At 65.8% G+C, this 19441-nt stretch carries 21 protein-coding genes; 10 read left to right on the top strand and 11 right to left on the bottom strand.

The features are described 5' to 3' along the window. Nucleotides 1-26: 26 nt before the first annotated feature. Nucleotides 27-494, top strand: a complete 468-nt coding sequence (locus AADH62_RS09855; protein WP_341579331.1) for a DUF3817 domain-containing protein — start codon at nt 27-29, stop codon at nt 492-494. 14 nt (nt 495-508) lie between these two features. On the opposite strand, the gene AADH62_RS09860 is transcribed toward AADH62_RS09855, so the two are convergent. Beyond that, entirely contained in the window at nt 509-1267 is a 759-nt protein-coding gene (locus AADH62_RS09860) for a ZIP family zinc transporter (protein ID WP_341579332.1), read from the bottom strand. Nucleotides 1268-1318: 51 nt separating this feature from the next. Continuing rightward, complete coding sequence (locus AADH62_RS09865; protein ID WP_341579333.1) at nt 1319-1459, bottom strand: hypothetical protein; 141 nt, start codon at nt 1457-1459, stop codon at nt 1319-1321. Nucleotides 1460-1506: 47 nt separating this feature from the next. Here AADH62_RS09865 and AADH62_RS09870 point away from each other — a divergent pair, with 47 nt between their 5' ends. Continuing rightward, entirely contained in the window at nt 1507-1983 is a 477-nt protein-coding gene (locus tag AADH62_RS09870; protein WP_341579334.1) for a YbaK/EbsC family protein, read from the top strand. A 25-nt stretch (nt 1984-2008) separates the two neighbouring features. Here the strand turns inward: AADH62_RS09870 and AADH62_RS09875 are convergent, their stop codons facing one another. From AADH62_RS09875 to AADH62_RS09900, 6 genes are all read right to left on the bottom strand, one after another. After that, the gene (locus AADH62_RS09875) at nt 2009-3280 is read right to left on the bottom strand and encodes a DUF445 domain-containing protein (protein ID WP_341579335.1); all 1272 of its coding nucleotides are present in this window, start codon (nt 3278-3280) and stop codon (nt 2009-2011) included. Between the two features lie 50 nt (nt 3281-3330). After that, complete coding sequence (locus AADH62_RS09880; RefSeq protein ID WP_341579336.1) at nt 3331-4509, bottom strand: acyl-CoA dehydrogenase family protein; 1179 nt, start codon at nt 4507-4509, stop codon at nt 3331-3333. Continuing rightward, nucleotides 4506-5261: an alpha/beta hydrolase gene (locus AADH62_RS09885; RefSeq protein WP_341579337.1), complete on the bottom strand. Its 756-nt coding sequence runs from the start codon at nt 5259-5261 to the stop codon at nt 4506-4508. Before AADH62_RS09885 ends, AADH62_RS09880 begins: the two co-directional genes overlap by 4 nt. A gap of 15 nt (nt 5262-5276) precedes the next feature. Next, on the bottom strand, nt 5277-5684 hold the full coding sequence (locus tag AADH62_RS09890; RefSeq protein WP_341579338.1) for a DUF4260 family protein: 408 nt from the start codon (nt 5682-5684) through the stop codon (nt 5277-5279). A gap of 4 nt (nt 5685-5688) precedes the next feature. After that, nucleotides 5689-6018 (bottom strand): helix-turn-helix transcriptional regulator, encoded by a 330-nt coding sequence (locus AADH62_RS09895; RefSeq protein ID WP_341579339.1) that lies wholly within the window; start codon nt 6016-6018, stop codon nt 5689-5691. An 812-nt stretch (nt 6019-6830) separates the two neighbouring features. Continuing rightward, nucleotides 6831-8036: an MFS transporter gene (locus tag AADH62_RS09900; protein ID WP_341579340.1), complete on the bottom strand. Its 1206-nt coding sequence runs from the start codon at nt 8034-8036 to the stop codon at nt 6831-6833. 391 nt (nt 8037-8427) lie between these two features. On the opposite strand from AADH62_RS09900, the gene nrdH reads away from it, so the two are divergent. The 7 genes from nrdH to AADH62_RS09935 all read left to right on the top strand — a co-directional run bounded on the left by nrdH (nt 8428) and on the right by AADH62_RS09935 (nt 16267). Continuing rightward, a complete protein-coding gene (gene nrdH, locus AADH62_RS09905) occupies nt 8428-8661 on the top strand; it encodes a glutaredoxin-like protein NrdH (protein WP_292709002.1) in 234 nt (77 codons plus the stop codon). A gap of 3 nt (nt 8662-8664) precedes the next feature. After that, nucleotides 8665-9102 carry a class Ib ribonucleoside-diphosphate reductase assembly flavoprotein NrdI gene (gene nrdI / locus AADH62_RS09910; RefSeq protein WP_341579341.1) on the top strand — a complete coding sequence of 146 codons (438 nt, stop codon included), beginning with the start codon at nt 8665-8667 and terminating at the stop codon, nt 9100-9102. Between the two features lie 5 nt (nt 9103-9107). Further along, nucleotides 9108-11240 carry a class 1b ribonucleoside-diphosphate reductase subunit alpha gene (nrdE, locus tag AADH62_RS09915; protein ID WP_300591351.1) on the top strand — a complete coding sequence of 711 codons (2133 nt, stop codon included), beginning with the start codon at nt 9108-9110 and terminating at the stop codon, nt 11238-11240. Nucleotides 11241-11271: 31 nt separating this feature from the next. Next, entirely contained in the window at nt 11272-12246 is a 975-nt protein-coding gene (gene nrdF, locus AADH62_RS09920) for a class 1b ribonucleoside-diphosphate reductase subunit beta (RefSeq protein WP_341579342.1), read from the top strand. 106 nt (nt 12247-12352) lie between these two features. After that, entirely contained in the window at nt 12353-12613 is a 261-nt protein-coding gene (locus tag AADH62_RS09925) for a hypothetical protein (RefSeq protein ID WP_300591350.1), read from the top strand. 3 nt (nt 12614-12616) lie between these two features. Next, nucleotides 12617-15364 carry a DNA methyltransferase gene (locus AADH62_RS09930; protein ID WP_341579343.1) on the top strand — a complete coding sequence of 916 codons (2748 nt, stop codon included), beginning with the start codon at nt 12617-12619 and terminating at the stop codon, nt 15362-15364. Then, nucleotides 15365-16267, top strand: a complete 903-nt coding sequence (locus tag AADH62_RS09935; protein WP_341579344.1) for an alpha/beta hydrolase — start codon at nt 15365-15367, stop codon at nt 16265-16267. Here the strand turns inward: AADH62_RS09935 and AADH62_RS09940 are convergent. Further along, a complete protein-coding gene (locus tag AADH62_RS09940) occupies nt 16245-17375 on the bottom strand; it encodes a class I SAM-dependent methyltransferase (RefSeq protein WP_341579345.1) in 1131 nt (376 codons plus the stop codon). The genes AADH62_RS09935 and AADH62_RS09940 overlap by 23 nt on opposite strands. A 32-nt stretch (nt 17376-17407) precedes the next feature. Further along, nucleotides 17408-17659: a DUF4287 domain-containing protein gene (locus AADH62_RS09945; protein ID WP_341579346.1), complete on the bottom strand. Its 252-nt coding sequence runs from the start codon at nt 17657-17659 to the stop codon at nt 17408-17410. Between the two features lie 86 nt (nt 17660-17745). Between AADH62_RS09945 and AADH62_RS09950 the strand changes: the two genes are divergently transcribed. Next, nucleotides 17746-19062, top strand: coding sequence for an acetyl-CoA hydrolase/transferase family protein (locus tag AADH62_RS09950; protein ID WP_341579347.1), 1317 nt, complete (start codon nt 17746-17748; stop codon nt 19060-19062). Nucleotides 19063-19084: 22 nt separating this feature from the next. Here AADH62_RS09950 and AADH62_RS09955 read toward each other — a convergent pair whose 3' ends face one another. Next, nucleotides 19085-19324 (bottom strand): hypothetical protein, encoded by a 240-nt coding sequence (locus AADH62_RS09955; protein WP_331792134.1) that lies wholly within the window; start codon nt 19322-19324, stop codon nt 19085-19087. Nucleotides 19325-19441 lie beyond the last annotated feature (117 nt).

Consider the following 19441-nt stretch of genomic DNA (forward strand, 5'->3'; position numbering starts at 1 on the left):
GCGATTCCTTCAGGTATGCTGAAGGTGTGTTCCGTACTCCGCTCTCCCTCTTTCGCACCCTCGCCATCCTTGAGGCGACTTCGTGGACCCTCCTCATCGCGGCGCTCATCACCCGCGCTGTGAATCCGGAGCTCGCGCTCGCCGTGACGATCGGGGGCGGCATCCACGGCTTCATCTTCTTGTCCTACGGCGCCACGGTGATCCTGGTCGCACTGAACAACAGATGGCGGGTGTGGCCGACGGTTGTCGGTCTCGTCAGTGCCGTCGTGCCGTACGCCACGATCCCGACGGAGATCTGGCTGCACCGGCGCGGATCGCTCGCTGGAACCTGGCGCCTCGAGCAGACCGACGACCCGCGCGATGACGCCTGGTATGACCGCGCGCTGCGCTGGTTTTTTCGCCGCCCGTGGATGCTCGGCATCCTCATCGCCGCGGCTGTCGTCGTTCTCTATGTGAGCCTGCTGATCATCGGCCCGCCCGGTGGCAAGGGCTGAGGTTCGACCGCGCTTCAGCTCAGCTCGTGCATGACGAACGCGAGAAGGAAACCGAGGGTCGCCCACAGGCCCGTCAGGAAGTGAAGGCGCTCGAACGCTTCGGGGATCATCGTGTTCGCGACCATGGCGAGCAGAGCGCCTGCTGCGACGCTCGTGATAATGGCGATGAGCTCGGGCGGCGCGGCCTGAAGGGCCAGGTATCCGACAACCGCCGAAACGACGGATGCCGCAGTGATCCCGCCCCACAGCAACGCCACAGTGCGGCCGCGGCTCCCATCCTGCTTGAACGCCGCCGTCGACGAGAGCCCCTCGGGGATGTTGCTGATCGCGATCGCGGCGACGATCGGGATGCTGAGGCTGCCCGTCTGCAGCACCGAGAGTCCCAAGACCACGGACTCCGGGATGCCGTCGATGAGCGACCCGATCGCGATCGCTGCGCCTCCGGCAGAAAGCGCGGCCTTGCCCTTCCCGCGGCGCTTAGCGATGTTGCGGGATTCGGTAGCTGCGGGCTTTGGGCGTGAAACTGCCCAGTCGGCCACGATGTAGATCACGGCGCCGCCGAGGAAGCCGGCAGCGGTCGGAACGATGCCGCCACCGTCAGCGGCTTCGGCCACCAGCTCGAAGGCCAGGGTCGAGATCAGCACGCCGGCGCCGAACGCCATGATCGCCATGACGACGAGCCGTGGCACCTTCACGAACCACGCGACGCCGGCGCCGACAAACAGTGCGCCGCCGCCGATCAGGCCGCTCAGCGCGGCGAGCCAGACTCCCACGCGGCAAGCCTACGGATGCCGGTGGCTGGTGCCGCGGCATCCGTGTGCGTGTCAGCTTCCGCCCGAGAGGATGCCGACCAGGCCCGAAACGACCAGATACACGCCGACACCGGCGACGACGACCCAGATCGTGATGCGTGCGGGCGTGATCTTGTTCCTGTCGTTGCCCGACCCGCCGCCGAAGAAGCTCATGGGCACAGGATATCCGGCGCGCTCGCTGCTCGCCCTAGGCTCAGATCATGTCTGATCACCTTCCTGCCCGCAGCCGCCTCGTCCACGACGCGATCCGGGCCGCAGGGATTCCCGGCGACATCGTTGTGCTCCCGGATGCTGCTTCCACTGCGGCGCTCGCAGCCGAAGCCCTCGGAGTCGAGGTGGGGGCTATTGCCAACAGCCTGGTCTTCTGGTCCGATGGAGAGCCGCTTCTGGTCATGACCAGCGGCGCTCACCGCGTCGATACGAAGGGCTTGGCGACGCGGCTCGGTCGGACCTCGATCACCCGTGCGACCCCCGATCAGGTGCGTCAGGCGACGGGCCAGGCGATCGGAGGAGTTGCGCCGACGGGCCATCCGGCGCCGCTCGTGACGATCGTCGATGAGGATCTCGCCGCGTTCCCCGAGATCTGGGCGGCCGGCGGCACGCCGCACACGGTCTTTCCGCTGACGTTCCCGCAGCTGGTCGATCTGACCGGCGGGACGGTCATCCGCGTCGTCTGACCGTGTCTGAGCGCGGAGCTCGCGATCAGCCGAACAGGGCGTGCGCGATCGTGTAGATCGCAAGGCCCGCGAGGGCGCCGACGATCGTGCCGTTGAGGCGGATGTATTGCAGATCGCGGCCCACCATGAGCTCGATCTTCTCGGTCGTCTCGGCAGGATCCCACCGTTCCACGGTGTCGGTGATGAGCGAGGCGATGTCGTGCCGGTAGCGGTCGACGAGAAAGACGGCGGCATCCGTCACCCAGGTATCGACGCGGCGCTGCAGCTCGGGTTCGCGCGCGAGTCGTTCGCCGATGTCGCGAAGGGCGCTGTCGACCTGGGTGCGAAGGCCGCTCTCCGGATCCGCCAGGGCGTCGAGCAGGCCGGACTTAGCCGTGCTCCAGGCATGGGTGGCGAGGTCACGAACGCGCGGGCTGTCGAAGATCGCGAGCTTGGCATCCTCGAACCGCCCAATAGTTTGCGGGTCGTGCTGCATGCTCTCGGACAGGCGCGTGAGGTACGCGGTGATCGCGGCGCGGGCAGGATGCTCGGGGTTGGTACGCACGGCCCGCACGAACCCGACGGCTTCGGAATAGACGGTCTCGTCGACCAGGCGCGCGGCGATGCTCGGCACCCACGAGGGAAGGCGTCCCGACACGAGACCGGTGAAGGCATCCCGGTTGTTCGCAAGCCATTCGTCGACGTTCTCGGCCGCGAGATCGACGGCGGTTCGGTGGGCGTCGGCGTCGACGATGCGGCCGAGCCATTCGCCGATCGCCGGCGACCACTCCGGCACGATGAGGTGCTCGCGGGCGAGGGCGGTGATGACCTCCTGCGCGTCGTCGTCGCTCAGGGCGCGAAGGATGCCGGAACCCATCGCTGCCGCTTCAGACCCGATCCGCGCCGCGTGCGCGGGGTCGCTCAGCCATGCACCCAGGCGGGCCGCGATGGAAGTCGATTCGAGCTTGGTGCGCACGACATCCGTCGCAAGGAAGTTGGTCTCGACGAACTCTCCGAGTGACTGCCCGATCTCATCCTTGCGACGCGGGATGATCGCGGTGTGGGGGATGGGGATCCCCAGCGGATGCCGAAACAGCGCCGTCACCGCGAACCAGTCGGCGAGAGCTCCCACCATCCCGCCCTCGGCTGCCGCGCGCAGGTATGCGAGCGCGGGCACCTGTTGCTGGCCGATGAACCCGACGAGGAACAGGACTGCCATGAGGAGCAAGGCGCCGAGAGCGACGGACTTCATCGTGCGAAGCCCCCGTCGCCGCGCTTGGTCGGCGGGGCTCAGCGCGGAGGTTGGCGTGCGTGCCATTCCCACATCCTCACACGCCGCGGGTCGCGCCGATCAGGAAGCGCGAGAGTTCAACCCGAGACCGGCCCCAGCCAGGCTGTCGCAACCGTGGCGTGAGTAGACTCTGGATCCGACGGGTGGAACATCCCTGCCAGTACGTCGCGGTAGAGCCGGCTGAGTTCACTCCCGGCGAAGTAGCTCGATCCGCCGGCCGCGAGGATCGCGTCATCCACGACCGCCTTGGCCATCGTGACGGCGCGGTGCTTCACGCCCGACAGGAGCGAGAACCACCGCGGCCCGTGATCAACGAGCGTGTCGATGTCGCGGCTGAGCGCCTCCAGCTGCGGGGGCAGGGCATCGTACGCGAGGGCCATGTCGGCGATCCGCCACCGGATGTCGGGGTCCTGGCTGTAGGTCAGTCCCGTCTTCTTCGACCGGCGCGTGCCGACGGTTTCGACAGTGACATCCAGTGCCCGCCGCGCGATTCCGGTGTAGACCGAAGCCAGCAGGATCTCGAAAACGCTGAAGATGCCGAACACGATCGGGTCGGGGTTCGGTCCGGCCGGGATGCGGCGCACGACCCGGTCTGCGGCTGCGATTGCCCCGCGCAGCTGCGTCGTGCGGGACTGCGTGGCGCGCATGCCGAGTGTGTTCCAGTCGTCGCGCGTGGCGATTCGCCCGGCATCCTCCTCGGACCGCGGCACGAAGGCGTAGACCATCTTCGGGCCGTCGGGAGAGGTCGTGTCCAGGCCGTGGAGGCCCAGCTGCGTCCAGACCGGGGCGAGGGAGGTGAAGATCTTCGTACCGGTGAAGGCATACGAGCCGTCCGGCTGCGGGGCGGCATCCGTGTCGCTGCCGAAGAGCACGAGGTCGTTTCCGGCCTCGCTGATGCCGAACGCGAAGATCTCGCCCGCCACGGCGCCCTCGAGGACGAAGCGCAGGTCGTCGATCCCGCGATCGGCGAGCGCTTTCGCGACACCGGTCCACACGAGGTGCATATTGATGGCGAGCGCCGTCGCCGGTGCTGCGGTGGCCAGGCGCTGCTGCAGCAGCGACACCTCGGCAAGGCCGAGGCCCGCCCCGCCGAACTCCGTCGGGGCGAACAGCGCGAGGTAACCGGCATCCCTCAGGTCGGCGAGATCGTCGTGCGGGAAGGTGTTGTCGCTGTCGTGCTGCGCCGCGCGCTCGCGGAACTGCTCGAGCAGTGCGTCGGGCAGCACGGATGCCGGGTCGAAAGTCGCCGCAGTCATGCGAGGGCCTCCCAAAGCTGGCGCATCGTTTGGTCGGGCGCATCGCGGTGCGGCGAGTGCCCGGCTCCCTCGACGACTGACATCGTGATGGACGGCCGGGTCAGCAACTGCTCGACGATGTCGCCGCGGAAAAGCGCATACACGGTGGGGTCGCCGGCTATGACATGGATGGGCACATCCAGGGACAACGCAGGAAGCCGTACATCCCATTCCGGATTCTGCTCGCTCGTCTGCTCGACCGCCCAGCGGCTGACCTGCTGGATGCTCTGCACTTTGAGTTCGATGTCCAGCGGATGCCACGACGGATGCTCGGCGCGCACCGCGTCGGCGCTCGGGTCGTCGAACTGGCGTTGCTGGCTCTCGCGCACGTGCTCACCGTCCGGCTCATCGAGCTGGATCGCGGGATCGATGAGTACGAGTCGGTCAGTCCAGTCCGGGACGGATGCTGCAGCAACGACCGCTGCCGCGCCGCCCAGCGAGTGGCCGATGACGAGATCCCACGGCATCTCATCGTGGGGACGGCAGAGTGCCAGGTCCGCAGCATAAGCGCCGATCGTGTAGTCGAGTGCCCGCGGGGCGCGCCCGTGCCCGCGCAGATCGACGGCCTCGGCAAACCAGCCGCGCTCGCTCAGCTCTACGCCGAAACGCCACATCAGGGCGCCCGTGGATCCCAGACCGTGAACGAGCAGTGCTCGGCGGGAGGATGACGGGTCACCCCACCCCTGCCGAGGCAGAACGAGGGGAGTGGTCATGGCTTCGGCATCCTCTCAGCGCCCGCGCGGCCCGTATGTGCCGACGGGAATGATCGTGCCGTCGGGATCTCGCATCCCGAACCCGAAAGTCCGATCCAGCGCGATGTGAAGCAGCCAGCCCATTCCGCACCAGAACAGCGGCAGTCCGACATCCCGCATTTCCCACAGATACGCCATGGAGCCGCCGAGGAAGAACAGCAGCGCCGGGATCCACGCTTGATGCAACCAGTTGTAGAACGGGACGCGCTCGGGGCGCAGGATGCCGCGCTGGTCGCCGAACGCTCCGATGAGGGCGATGTCGGGGAGCACCGCGAACACGATGATGATCCCGGCAGTGACCCATCCGTGGCCGATGCTCTCGAAGACCGCGACGATCAGTAGCGCAATGGCGAGAAGCGTCCAGGCGAGCCGGGTGTAGGTCACGGGTTCATCGTAGGCGCGCGCGGTGAACGCGCGGGTCAGGATGAGGGCGTCTGAGGCACCGGGGGAGCGGCTCCCGCCCCTGTGCCGGTGCAATTCGCTCGAAGAAGCCTCCGCGCTCGAGCGTTGCAACCGCCTGGTCGCGGGATGACACCCCGAGCTTGGCGTACAGACGGCGAAGGTGCGTCTTTACCGTGTTGGGAGACACGAAGGACTGCCGAGCCAGTTCCGCGACCGAAACATCGCCCTGCAGCAGCCACGCCAGATCCTGTTCGCGTCGCGTGAGTGCCGGCAGCGCCACGCCCCGTCGCGGACTGGCGCGCCCCCATCGCCACACACGCCCGCGTCGTCTGCAGCGCTTTCAGCGGTTTTCCGAGAGCGAGGTGGGCCGAGGCCCGTTGCATGTCGAAGCAGAGCGTGTGCTCCCGGTTCGAGTCGACGCCCTCGAGCAGGGTGAGAGTCCGCAGCGGCTCGCCTCGCAGCAGGTGAGCGTCCGCGACGATACCCAGCGCGAACCCTCGCACCCTCGGCAGAACGCGTTCGTCAGCCATTCCCCCGATGGCCGGCTGGGCAGCGGCGATGGCCCCGGCGGCGTCGTCGCGCGCCACGGCCGACATCCCTGCGACCACCGTTGCCGTCGATGCGAACTGCGGGTCGTCGGGATAGCGGCCAAACTCGGCAATCGCGTTCGCCAGTGCGCTGGCCGCGTCGGCCGCAGCGTCCCCCGAAACGACGGCGGCTTGCTGGGCGCGGTAGGCCAGTGCCGCAGCCTCCCGGGCCACGCCTTGCGTTATCGCCACCTCGCTGAGGGCCGACCAGAAGAGGCTTCGATCGAAGGCTGAGCTGTGTGCTTCGAGTTCGGGGGCATTGCCGATGAGGTAGCCCCCGAGGTCCTCAGCACGTTCGCGTTCTCCCGCGGAGACCCGAGCTATGAGCATTCCGGATGTCGCCAGAAGCCGCTGTTCGACGGGCACCATCTCTGTCAGCCACCGGGTCGTGAGCAGCCGCACGCGATCGATGAGTGCAGCCGGAGCGAACGAAGCATCGGGGAGCGATCCCCGCGCCACAGTCACCGCCGCGCGCAGCGCGTCAGAGCCATCGTGTTCCGCCCAGAGGGCAGTGTCATCGCGGTCACGGGTGAGGGGCGGATCAGGTGATCGTGGGGACGGGCTCGGTATCCGGGATGGGGCTCGGGTCCCGATCGCGCAGGTCAGGGAAGCCGCGGACGAACACGATAGCCACAATCGCGCCGGTGGCTGCGAACAGCGCTGCCGCGAGGTAGGCACCCTGGGGGCCCGCGCCGTCGACGAGGAAGCCCGCGACAGCGGAACCCGCGGCGGCACCGATGAGCTGCCCGGTTCCGATCCAGCCGTAGGCCTCGGCGGTTTCGCTGAACTTCACGCTCGCAGAGGTCATGGCGAAGATCACCGCGAGTGCTGGCGCGACGCCCAGACCGGCGACAGCGAGCGTTGCTCCCAGCCACCACGCGTTGAGCGAGATCATCGTCAGACTGAGTCCCGCCGCGACGATCAGCATCCGCCGGGCTGTCGCCCACGGTCCGATCGGAATGTGACCGAAGGAGAGACCGCCGGCGAGGCTGCCGATGGCGAAGACCGCGAGCACGAGACCCGCCTCGATTCCCTCGTGCCCGAAGGTGGATACCACTCCCACCTCGACGGCGGAGCACGCGCCGATCAGGAGGAAGCCGACGACGGTTGCCAGCAAGACCGCGGGCTTGCCGAGCACTTTTCCAAAGCTGCGGCGACTGCGAGGGATGCGTACCCGCCCGACCTCGGGGGAGAGGATGAACCAGGCGCCGCCGCCCAGCAGAACGACGACGATGAGTGCGAGGGCCTGGACAGTGCCGATCTGCGTCGCAACGAACGTGATGAGAACGGGTGCGACGACCCAGATGATCTCCTGGAGCGAGGCATCCAGCGAGTAGAGCGGCGTCACCTGTCGCGAGTTGACCATCTTGGGGTAGATGGTGCGAACCGCTGCTTGCACCGGCGGGGTGGATAGGCCGGCGATGAGCCCCAGCACCATATAGGCGGGCAGGGGGAGGGTGAACGCCGCGATACACGCGATCGCTGCAGCGCAGATGGCGAGGGTCACGGTCAGGACCCGCCGCATGCCCCACAGACCCATCCACCTGCTGGTGATAGGACCCGCGACTGCCTGCCCGACCGATGTCGCGGCCAGCACGAGTCCTGCGGAGCCGTAGGAGCCCGTGACCTGCTCGATGTGTAGCAGAATCGCCAGGCTCGTCATCCCGTTCGGGAAGCGTGCCGTCAGCTGCGCCGCGATGATGCGCGCGACCCCCGGAGTGCGCAGCAGTTCTCCATAACCCGCCACCTTCCCACGATAGACGTGCCGAACCGGTTCGGCGATATCGGAACACGGACGACGCGGCGCGTGGACGGATGCCGCGACACGCCGGGAGCGCAATCCACAGGCGAATTCGATGTCGGTGGATCGCCGTAGCGTCGCGCTGTGGAGGGATGACGGATGCAGGCACCCGAAACCCCGTGATTTCAGGCTTCTCCCAGGTTTCGCGGACTCGTCGATCTGTGGATGAAACGGTGGACAAATCGCGTTGTATCTGAGGAGAGCGGTGGAAAACTACACGAATGTAACTACTACCCCTTGTGGTGCTATCTGATGTCGGCACCCATATGTAGTATTGGACTCCCGGTGGGGGAGCTGCCGGTTCGACGAAGGATTTTGAGGGGACAACGGATCTAACATGGCGATCACGGTCTACACCAAGCCGGCCTGCGTGCAGTGCACTGCTACCTACCGCGCGCTGGATTCCAAGGGCATCGATTACGAAGTTCTCGACCTCTCGCAGGACCCCGCGGCCCTCGAGCAGGTCAAGGCGCTGGGCTACCTGCAGGCCCCCGTCGTCATCACCGACGAGGACCACTGGTCGGGCTTCCGCCCCGACAAGATCGACGAGCTCGCTTCGCGCCTCGCCTGAGCCATGAGCACGGCGATCGCGACAGAGACGCCGTTGCTCGTGTACTTCTCGAGCGTTTCGCAGAACACGGCGCGCTTCATCGAGAAGTTGGGTATGCGCGCTGAGCGCATCCCGCTCTTCGCATCCGAGCCGATGCTCCTCGTCGATGAGCCCTTCGTCCTGGTCACCCCCACCTACGGGGGAGGCCAGGGTCGCGGCGAGGAGCGGGGTGCGGTCCCCAAGCAAGTCATCCGGTTCCTCAACGTCGAGCAGAACCGAACACTCATCCGTGGTGTCATCGCCGCGGGAAACACCAACTTCGGCGACGCCTTTTGCGCCGCCGGCGACATCATCAGCCGCAAGTGTCACGTGCCGCACTTGTACCGGCTCGAACTGTTCGGCACGTCAGAAGACGTCACACGCGTAAGCGAAGGATTGGAACGATGGTGGAAGCTGCAGTGACAGACATGGCATTCAAGACGGAGGCCCGTTTCGAGGGGCTCGACTATCACGCGCTCAACGCGATGCTGAATCTGTACGGCCCGGACGGGAAGATCCAGTTCGATGCCGACAAGCGTGCTGCTCGTGAGTACTTCCTGCAGCACGTCAACCAGAACACCGTCTTCTTCCACTCGCTGAAGGAGAAGCTCGACTACCTGGTCGACAAGCAGTACTACGAGCCCGCCGTGCTCGAGAAGTACTCATTCGAGTTCATCTCGTCGCTGCACGACCACGCGTTCGAGAAGAAGTTCCGTTTCGAGACCTTCCTCGGCGCCTTCAAGTACTACACGAGCTACACGCTCAAAACCTTCGACGGCAAGCGCTACCTCGAGCGCTTCGAAGACCGTGTCGTGATGACGGCCCTCGGTCTTGCCGACGGCGACGAGGCTCTGGCTACCCAACTTGTCGACGAGATCATCTCGGGCCGCTTCCAGCCCGCAACCCCGACGTTCCTGAACACCGGCAAGGCGCAGCGCGGTGAGCTCGTCTCGTGCTTCCTGTTGCGCATCGAAGACAACATGGAGTCGATCGCCCGCGGCATCAACTCCGCCCTGCAGCTGAGCAAGCGCGGCGGCGGTGTCGCGCTGCTGCTCTCGAACATCCGCGAGGCTGGAGCCCCGATCAAGCAGATCGAAAACCAGTCAAGCGGCATCATCCCCGTCATGAAGCTGCTCGAAGACAGCTTCAGCTACGCCAACCAGCTCGGGGCACGTCAGGGCGCGGGCGCTGTCTACCTGTCAGCTCACCACCCCGACATCCTGAAGTTCCTCGACACCAAGCGCGAGAACGCTGACGAGAAGATCCGTATCAAGACCCTCTCGCTCGGGGTTGTCGTTCCCGACATCACCTTCGAGCTGGCCAAGAACGGCGAGGACATGTACCTCTTCTCGCCCTACGACGTCGAGCGCGTCTACGGTGTGCCGTTCGGCGACATCTCGGTCACCGAGAAGTACCGCGAGATGGTCGATGACCCGCGCATCAAGAAGAGCAAGATCAACGCGCGAGAGTTCTTCCAGACCCTCGCCGAGATCCAGTTCGAGTCCGGCTACCCGTACATCATGTTCGAAGACACCGTGAACCGGGCCAACCCCATCAAGGGCCGGATCAACATGTCGAACCTGTGCTCCGAGATCCTGCAGGTCAACACCCCGACGACCTACAACGAGGACCTCTCGTACGACCAGATCGGCAAGGACATCTCCTGCAACCTCGGGTCGATGAACATCGCCCTGGCGATGGATGGCGGCGACCTCGGTCTCACGGTGGACACGGCCATCCGTGCCCTCACCGCGGTCAGCGACCAGAGCCACATCTCGTCGGTGCGCTCGATCGAGGACGGCAACGACCGCTCCCACGCGATCGGCCTCGGTCAGATGAACCTGCACGGGTACCTCGCTCGCGAGCACGTCCACTACGGCTCTGAAGAGGGTCTGGACTTCACGAACATCTACTTCTACACGGTGCTGTTCCACGCGCTGCGGGCGTCGAACAAGATCGCGATCGAGCGGGGGACGGCGTTCGAGGGCTTCGCCGACTCGACCTACGCGTCGGGTGAGTTCTTCGACAAGTACACCGAGCAGGAGTGGGTGCCCCAGACCGAGCGGGTGCGCGAGCTGTTCGCCGGCCACCACATCCCCACGCAGGATGACTGGCGTGAGCTGAAGGCATCAGTACAGGCCCACGGCATCTACAACCAGAACCTGCAGGCGGTGCCCCCGACCGGCTCGATCTCGTACATCAACAACTCGACGAGCTCGATCCACCCGATCGCCTCGAAGATCGAGATCCGCAAGGAAGGCAAGCTCGGCCGCGTCTACTACCCGGCGCCGTTCATGACCAACGACAACCTGGAGTACTACCAGGATGCCTATGAGATCGGCTACGAGAAGGTCATCGACACCTACGCCGCTGCCACCCAGCACGTGGACCAGGGCCTGTCTCTGACGCTGTTCTTCAAGGACACCGCGACCACCCGTGACATCAACCGGGCGCAGATCTACGCCTGGAAGAAGGGCATCAAGACCATTTACTACATCCGTCTGCGTCAGATGGCCCTCGAGGGTACGGACATGACGGAGTGCGTCAGCTGCATGCTTTAATGCTCTGACCTGGGATTTTTTCGGAGAACTGATGACAGAGAAGCTCAAGCTGATCGACCACGTTCAGGCGATCAACTGGAACCGGATCCAGGACGACAAGGACCTCGAGGTCTGGAACCGTCTGGTAAACAACTTCTGGCTGCCCGAGAAGGTGCCGCTGTCGAACGACGTGCAGTCGTGGAACACGCTGACCCCCGAGGAGCAGACCCTCACGATGCGCGTGTTCACGGGGCTCACGCTCCTGGACACGATCCAGGGCACCGTCGGCGCGGTGTCGCTGATTCCCGACGCGATCACCCCGCACGAAGAAGCGGTGTACACGAACATCGCCTTCATGGAGTCGGTGCACGCGAAGAGCTACTCGTCGATCTTCTCGACGCTGTGCTCGACGAAGGAGATCGACGAGGCGTTCCGCTGGTCGGTCGAGAACGAGAACCTGCAGCGCAAGGCGCAGATCGTCATGGAGTACTACCGGGGCGACGAGCCGCTCAAGCGCAAGGTCGCCTCGACCCTGCTGGAGTCGTTCCTGTTCTACTCGGGCTTCTACCTGCCCATGCACTGGTCGAGCCGCGCGAAGCTCACCAACACGGCTGACCTCATCCGCCTCATCATCCGTGACGAGGCCGTGCACGGCTACTACATCGGCTACAAGTTCCAGAAGGGACTCGAGAAGGTCGATGAAGCCAAGCGCCAGGACATCAAGGACTACACGTTCTCGTTGCTGTACGAGCTCTACGACAACGAGGTGCAGTACACCCAGGACCTCTACGACGGCGTCGGCCTGACCGAAGACGTCAAGAAGTTCCTGCACTACAACGCCAACAAGGCGCTCATGAACCTCGGCTACGAGGCCATGTTCCCCGAGTCGGTCACCAACGTGAACCCCGCGATCCTGTCGGCCCTGTCGCCGAACGCTGACGAGAACCATGACTTCTTCAGTGGATCGGGTTCGTCCTACGTCATCGGCAAGGCCGTCGCTACCGAGGACGAGGACTGGGACTTCTAGATCCGGTTGTGGAGAAACGGTGATGTCCACAGATCCTGCGTCGGCGTCTGACGACGTCGCAGGCGGGGCATACCGTGAAGCTCACGCCGCATCGGAAGGGGACGAGATGGCACAGCAGATCACTGACAGTGTGGCTGCCGAAGAGCGGGCGCGCGAGCAGGCGATGGGTGAGGTGTCGGATGTGCTCACGAACCTCGACTACGCGCTCGAGCGCGCGCGCAAGGCGCTCGAGCGCATCCGCAAATCGGGTGCTCACCCGAACGCCGAGGCAGCCATGAAGGACCTCGTCGATGTGCTCCAGACCGAGCGCAAGCGGTTCGTGCAACAGACGTACTTCAGCGTGCCGAACAAGACCCGGATGTTCTGAGCGGTGACAGATCCGGTCCGCAGCGGCGCGGAGCTTCAGCGAGCACTCACCGAGTTCGTGCGCCGGTGGTCTGGATACTCCGGCTCAGAGCGGGCTGAGGCGCAGACCTTTCTGAACGAGTTGTTCGCGGCGTACGGCTCGGATCGCCAGTCCGTCGGAGCGCGGTTCGAGGACTTCCGCAGTTCTGCGGGTTTCATGGACCTCCACTGGCCGGGCGTCATGATCGTGGAGATGAAGGCTCCCGGCGTTGCCCTGGAGAAGGCCGCCGATCAACGCGATCGGTACTGGCGCGAGTCAAGCGATCCCGCCACCGATACGCCGGCTGCCCGGTGGGTCGTGCTCTGCAACTTCCAGGAGTTCGAAATCTGGGAGCCGGGTCGTTTCCCGAACCGGCCGCGTTCGCGGTTCACGCTCGCGGAGCTTCCCGAGCACTACGACGCGCTGCTCTTCCTGCAGAACGAGTCTCTCGAGCCCGTCTTCAGCGAGCATCGCCGCGAGCTGACCGAAGATGCCGCCCGCCACGTGGCAGAGCTCTACCGCTCGATGCTCGACCGGTCGGCGGCCCCGGTCGATGAGATCCAGCGCTTCACCATGCAGTTGGTCTGGTGTCTGTTCGCCGAAGATCTCGGGATGCTCGAGGGGTATCCGCTGCAGGCGACCGTCGAGGCGCTGCTGAAGGAGGGCGATCCCGACTCCGCGAAGGAGATCGGCTACCTCTTCCAGCTGCTCAATCAGAAGGGCGACCACAACCGCAAGGGTCGCTTCGCGGGTACGCGATACGTCAACGGTGACCTGTTTGCCAGACCTGCCGCCGTCTACCTGGACCGGTCGGAGCTTCTCCACCTCAAGCAGGCGGCGGAGTTCAACTGGCGCGAGGTCAACCCGACCATCTTCGGATCTCTTCTCGAAGGTGTGCTCGGCGATGACCGCCGTTCCGAGATCGGCGCGCACTACACGCACGAAGCCGACATCATGAAGATCGTCGCGCCGACCATCGTGCGTCCCTGGCGCGAGCGGATTGAGACGACCGGATCAGTTACCGAGGCGGTTACCCTTCTCGATGAGCTGTGCGACTTCCGCGTTCTCGATCCGGCCTGCGGATGCGGCAACTTCTTGTACGTCGCGTATCGCGAGTTGCGCGGGCTCGAGTTCGATCTCAAGCAGCGCATCGATCGCCTCGCCGCAGAAACCGGTGCCCCGCGTCCGACTGGCACGCTGCCCTTCTATCCGCTGTCGAATCTGTTCGGGATTGACATCGAGCGCGTCGCCGTCATGATCGCGCGGGTCACGCTGTGGATGGGGCACCGGCAGATGATCGAACGGTACGGCGAGGCTGAGCCCGTGCTGCCGCTCGTCGACCTCTCGCGTATCACGCCTGCCGACGCACTGCAGACCGACTGGCCCGAGGTTGACGCGATCATCGGCAACCCGCCGTTTCTCGGCTCGCAGCTGGTGCGCCAGTCGCTCGGAGACGACTATGTCGACTGGCTCTCACGTACGTTCGGGGTCGGCGTCCGTGATCTGTGCGTGTATTGGTTCCGCATCGCTCAGGACCGGCTGAAGCCTGGCCAGCGCGCGGGCTTGGTCGGAACCAATTCGATCTCCCAGAACCGTGGGCGGGTGGCCTCTCTCGACTACGTCGTGGCGAATGGCGGTGTGATCACGGACGCGGTGTCATCGCAGAAGTGGCCGGGTGACGCCAAGGTCCACGTCAGCATCGTGAACTGGGTCAAGGACCCCGAGCCGGTCCCGACGCTGTTCGAGCTCGACGGCGCCTCAGTAGAGGGCATCTCGCCATCACTGCGCCCTCATTCTGGAGAGGAGTGGCCGCCAGCGACGCTCGGCGCGAACCGTGGGCAGTGTTTCCAGGGCCCGATTCCGGTGGGTGCGGGATTTGTGATCTCGGATGACGTTGCGAGTTCTCTGCTCGGTGATGGAACGCGCGCCTACCGTGAAGTCGTTCGTCCCTACCTCACCAGTGACGACATCGCGGAATCCCCGCGCCAAAGTCCGAGTCGCTGGATCATCGATTTCGGATCAATGCCTCTCGAGGACGCAACGAGGTATCCCCGTGCATTGGATATCGTGCGCCGCGATGTGAAGCCCGAGCGTGACACGAATCGGGACCCGGGGTTCAAGACGAAGTGGTGGCAGTTCGGGCGGCCCCGGGGAGAGATGCGGCTTGCTCTCGCCGGACGCGAACGCTACGCCGCGGTCGGTCGACATGGGAAGCGGATGTTCATCGCGTGGGTCGAGGCGTGGGCGCTCGCCAGCGACGCAACGAATGTGTTCGCCTTTGATGACGACTACAGCATGGGCATCCTGCTCTCACGCGCACACGATTCCTGGGCTTGGGCGCAGTCATCGACGCTTGAGACGCGACTTCGCTATACGCCCACCACGGTCTTCGACACCTTCCCGTGGCCCGACCCCGTCACGCCGGAGCAGCGGGAGACGATTGCTGCCGCATCCCGCGCGCTCTACGACCGTCGAAGCGAACTCTGTATCGAGCACAGCATGGGCCTCACGAAGCTGTATAACCTCATGGATGAGGGCGGCTTCGCCGATCTCGCCGCGCTGCACCGCCGCCTCGACGAAGCTGTGGCAGCCGCCTACGGCTGGCCGAAGTCGGTCGCGCAGGATCCCGAGCAGATCGTGAGCCGACTCACCGCGCTCAACCGCGAGATCGTCGAGGGAGGCCGGACATACGATCCGTTCGCGGACTCCGCGTCCCCCGAGGACGAGGGCTGAGTGCGGAGACGTCGAGAATCGGCACCAGCATCCGGTCAGTTCGTCACGATCGATGGTGTCAAAATCTGGGCACAGGTCGCAGGGGCCAGCCGTGCGAGTGTCGTCTTCCTGCCGGGCGCGGGCTCGGTCGGACTTGAGTTTTCGGGGCTGAGTGCAGCACTCAGCCGTAACCTGACGACGGTGATGTACGACCGCGCCGGCACGGGGTGGAGCCACCCTGTCCCGCTGCCGCGAGCCGTCGAGCAGGTCACGGCAGAGCTTGCCCGGTTGCTGGAGGCCCTGCGGGTCCCTGCGCCATTCATCCTCGTGGGCCACTCGCTCGGCGGCGCCTACGCGCAGCGAGCCGCGCTGGAACTCGGCAGCGAGGTCGCTGGCGTGGTGCTGCTCGACCCCGTACATCGCGACTGGAACCGTGCGATGCCGCCGGAGCTGCGGATCGAGTCCGGCGCGTCGACGAGGTACACCGTCGATGACATCGACGTGCTGGCAGCGCGAGCAGCGCTGTCCGCGATGCTCGAAGACCTGGACCCAGAGGTGCGAGACGCCGTCATCGACGTGCGTATGCGCGAAGATCGACTCCTTACCGGGATGCAGGAGGTCGCGAACTTCGCCGAGATGCTCGAGGATCTTCTGTCGGTGCTGCCGGGCACCGCGGTCCGCGTCATCCACGCCACCGCCGTCGACCCCCTCCAGGCTCGGTATCGCAGCGACGAGCTGCTTCGGGCACAGATCGATGCGATGCGCGACATGTACCTCGCAGCCTTCGGTGCGGATGCCTATTGCCCCGTGCCCGAGGCGAACCACTCGACTCTGCCGTTCGCCGCCGAACCGCGGATCGTCGACGCTGTCCGGGGCATGCTCCGCTCGCCGGACTCCTGGCTCAGCGACGCGTCGAGGCCGTGACGGTGAACTTCGGAGTGCGGGCGATCTGACGGGTTGAGCCGACGAGTTTCTCGAGTGACGGGCGGTAGCGCAGGGCCGAGTTCCAGACGGTCCAGAGTTCCCCGCCCGGGCGCAGCACGCGAGCAGCATCCGCGAAAAGGTGTCGTGCGATCGTTTCGTCGATCGCGGCGCCCCGGTGAAACGGCGGGTTCAGGGCGATGAACGACGCGCTCGCGTCGGGCAGGGTCGAGAGCGCGTCATCGCGAACCACTGTCATCCGGTCGGCGATTCCGTTTGCAGTGGCGGTCGCCCGAGCCGATGCCACGGCGGCGGCCGACTCGTCGGACGCGTACACACGCAGTTCCGGATGCCGCAGCGCGAGGGTCGCCCCGACGATGCCGTTCCCGCACGCCAGGTCGATTGCCGGATCGTCCGTGTGCCCGGGAATCGCGTCGAGCAGGTTATCCAGCAGCAGGCGCGTGCCGATGTCGAGCGTCGCGCCGGCGAACACCCCGCCGAAGGCGCGGACCTCGACATCCGTGTCACCGATGCGCAGTCGCCCTGCGGACGGCTCGGCATCCCGACCGTCGTGAGGACCGCGCGCGATAAGCACGCGGGACTTCTGCCGGGCGTGCGAGACATCCACCGTGTCGAAGTGCTCGCGCAGCACGTTGTTCATGCCGAGGCTCATGTGTTTGATCCGCCCGCCCGCGAACACGACGACATCGGGCGCGGCGTGCGCGGCGATCAGCCCCGCGATGTCGCCGAGCGCCTCGAGCGACCGGGGGAGGCGCACGAGCACGACCCGCGCATCGCGCACGACCTCTGCATCGAGAGGGAGTGAGGCGACGGATGCTTGGAGCCCGGTCAACCGTGCGTTGGCAGCGAGGGCGCGCTCGCCGCCGAGGGAGTCCTGGTGCACGCGGACGACACCATCGGTGGCATCGCTCACGCACGCAAGGGCCAGGGCGCCGAACGTGTCGCCGATGACGGTGATCTCGCGCCGCGCAACTCCTTGTCGCGCCTCCGCTGATTCGTCGAGCAGCAGCCGATCCGCCGCATCGTGTGCCTGGTTTTCCGGGTCGCCAGCATCGGGGTATGGGCGAAGCGCGTCGAGGTCGAGGGTCACTGGATCCACGCTATCCCGCGCCGAGAGAGCTCTCAGCCCTGCGCGAGCGCCGACTTCGTGTAAGCCACCACAGCGTTCGCGTGGCCGTGGCCCAGTCCGTGTTCTGTCTTGAGGACCTCGACAACTGCCATGTGAGCGTCGCCGGCGTCGAGCCGCTCGACGGCGATGTCGATCCAGTCCTGCACCGGACGACCGTAGGTCTTCTCGATACTGGGGAAGTACGCCGGAGGTCCTTTCGGCTTGTCGATGCCGGAAAGGTCGGGGGCGAGCACGCGGGAGGCCATGGCACGACAGTAGCGCCCGCGCTCGACATCCCGGCAGCCCGTCATGCCAGAGTGGATCCGTCGGCGACAGCGCTGGAGGATCACGGATGCCGGTTCAGGATGACTACCGTCGCAAGCTCATGTCGGCAGCGGATGCCGCGGCATCCGTCCCTTCGGGCGCGCAGGTGCTCGTGGCGATGGGCCTCGGGGCGCCGCCGGCGATTCTGGCAGCTCTTGCCGATCGCGTGCGTGCCGATGAGCTCGTCGATCTGGATCTCTATTACGGCATGGGCGGCGATGCGATCGGTGACACGATCCTGCAGCCCGGGGTGATCGAGAAGCTCCGTGCCCATACGTTTTTCGTTGCCGGGCGCGATCACCACATCATCGCCGATCCCGCCCGGGCCGACCGCGAAACCCTCGACTTCATTCCGGTCAACTTCTCGAACCTGCCGCGGGTGATCCGCGAACACCTCGATGTCGACACGTTCGTCGTGCAGGTCAGCCCGATGGACGCGAGCGGTCACTTCTCGTTCGGTGTCGTGAACGATTACGCGAGCGTCGCCGCGCGCGCCTGCCGCCGCCTGATCGTCGAGGTGAACCCGAACATGCCCCGGGTCTTCGGCGAGTCCCTGCTCCACATCGACGAAGTGCACGCGATCGTTGAGCATGCCTCGCCCCTCCCCGAGGTCGCCGAGGCGCCTCCGGCGGATGCCGACCTCGCGATCGCGGCGCACGTCGCGGCGCACATTCCCGACGGCGCGACGCTGCAGATCGGTGCCGGCCGGGTTCCCGCCGCGGTCGCTACGGCCCTGTGGGATCACCGGGACCTCGGCATACATTCGGCGCTTTTCTCCTCGGCGTTCGTGCCGCTCATCGAGTCGGGCGTCATCACAGGGCGGCGCAAGACTCTGCATCCGCGGCGGCACGTTTGGACCTCGGCGGTCGGGGATGCCCACACCTACGCATTTATGAACGACAACCCGTCGATGGTGAGTTTCCCCGCCGACTACGTCAACGATCCGCAGATCATCGCCCGTAACGACGCCATGATTTCGGTGAACGCGGCGATCCAGGTCGATCTCTACGGGCAGGTCAACGCCGAGATGATCGGGGGCGTGCAGTACTCGGGCTCGGGCGGTCAGTTCGATTTCGTGACCGGTGCCGCGAAGTCGCGGGGCGGCAAGTCGTTCGTGGTGCTCCCGTCAACCGCGAAGGGCGGGGCGGTCTCGACGATCGTGCCGCGGGTCGACATCGTCACCGACGAGCGCATGGATGTCGAGCACGTCGTGACCGAGCACGGTGTCGTGAACCTGCGAGGCCTCTCGACGCAGGAGCGGGCGCTTGCCCTGATCTCGCTTGCGGATGACGCTCACAAAGACGCCTTAGTCGAGGCGGCACGGGCGCAGCGGCTCATCGCCTGAGGAGTTGTGCGGCTCCTGAGCTCTACCGGTGATGCCGATGCCCCGAACCAGAGGCGACGGGCTGGGGTCCCGTCGTCGTCGGAACGGGGAGCGCGAAGAACGACTGAATCTCCTCCAGCACGTCTGCGATGCGTTCGACAGCTGACTGCAGACTGTCGATGGCGCGGAGGGTGGGGTCGTCGGGGTAGCTCTGCTGGGCCTCGTGGAGTTCCGCGAGGGCCCTGCTGAGGTCCTTCCGGATCTCGTATAGCGAGGTGTCCATTTTCTGATGATGGCACGAGCGACGCCGGATGGCGTAGGGACCTTTTTCCCGGTCATCGCCGCGTGACGTCTTTATCCACGACGGTCTGTCCGGTGAGTTCGGGAGGGCGCGGGCTAC

It is taken from the genome of Microbacterium schleiferi, assembly GCF_038150145.1.
GTDB classification, from domain to species: domain Bacteria; phylum Actinomycetota; class Actinomycetes; order Actinomycetales; family Microbacteriaceae; genus Microbacterium; species Microbacterium schleiferi_B.

Bases quoted from the DNA above. Each gene is read 5' to 3' on its own strand.
- AADH62_RS09950 (WP_341579347.1), top strand. From the start codon at position 17,746: ATGCCGGTTCAGGATGACTACCGTCGCAAGCTCATGTCGGCAGCGGAT.
- AADH62_RS09875 (WP_341579335.1), bottom strand. From the start codon at position 3,280: ATGGCACGCACGCCAACCTCCGCGCTGAGCCCCGCCGACCAAGCGCGG.
- AADH62_RS09870 (WP_341579334.1), top strand. From the start codon at position 1,507: ATGTCTGATCACCTTCCTGCCCGCAGCCGCCTCGTCCACGACGCGATC.
- AADH62_RS09865 (WP_341579333.1), bottom strand. From the start codon at position 1,459: ATGAGCTTCTTCGGCGGCGGGTCGGGCAACGACAGGAACAAGATCACG.
- nrdI (WP_341579341.1), top strand. From the start codon at position 8,665: ATGAGCACGGCGATCGCGACAGAGACGCCGTTGCTCGTGTACTTCTCG.
- AADH62_RS09955 (WP_331792134.1), bottom strand. From the start codon at position 19,324: ATGGACACCTCGCTATACGAGATCCGGAAGGACCTCAGCAGGGCCCTC.
- nrdF (WP_341579342.1), top strand. From the start codon at position 11,272: ATGACAGAGAAGCTCAAGCTGATCGACCACGTTCAGGCGATCAACTGG.
- AADH62_RS09885 (WP_341579337.1), bottom strand. From the start codon at position 5,261: ATGACCACTCCCCTCGTTCTGCCTCGGCAGGGGTGGGGTGACCCGTCA.
- AADH62_RS09880 (WP_341579336.1), bottom strand. From the start codon at position 4,509: ATGACTGCGGCGACTTTCGACCCGGCATCCGTGCTGCCCGACGCACTG.
- nrdH (WP_292709002.1), top strand. From the start codon at position 8,428: ATGGCGATCACGGTCTACACCAAGCCGGCCTGCGTGCAGTGCACTGCT.
- AADH62_RS09925 (WP_300591350.1), top strand. From the start codon at position 12,353: ATGGCACAGCAGATCACTGACAGTGTGGCTGCCGAAGAGCGGGCGCGC.
- AADH62_RS09945 (WP_341579346.1), bottom strand. From the start codon at position 17,659: ATGGCCTCCCGCGTGCTCGCCCCCGACCTTTCCGGCATCGACAAGCCG.
- nrdE (WP_300591351.1), top strand. From the start codon at position 9,108: ATGGCATTCAAGACGGAGGCCCGTTTCGAGGGGCTCGACTATCACGCG.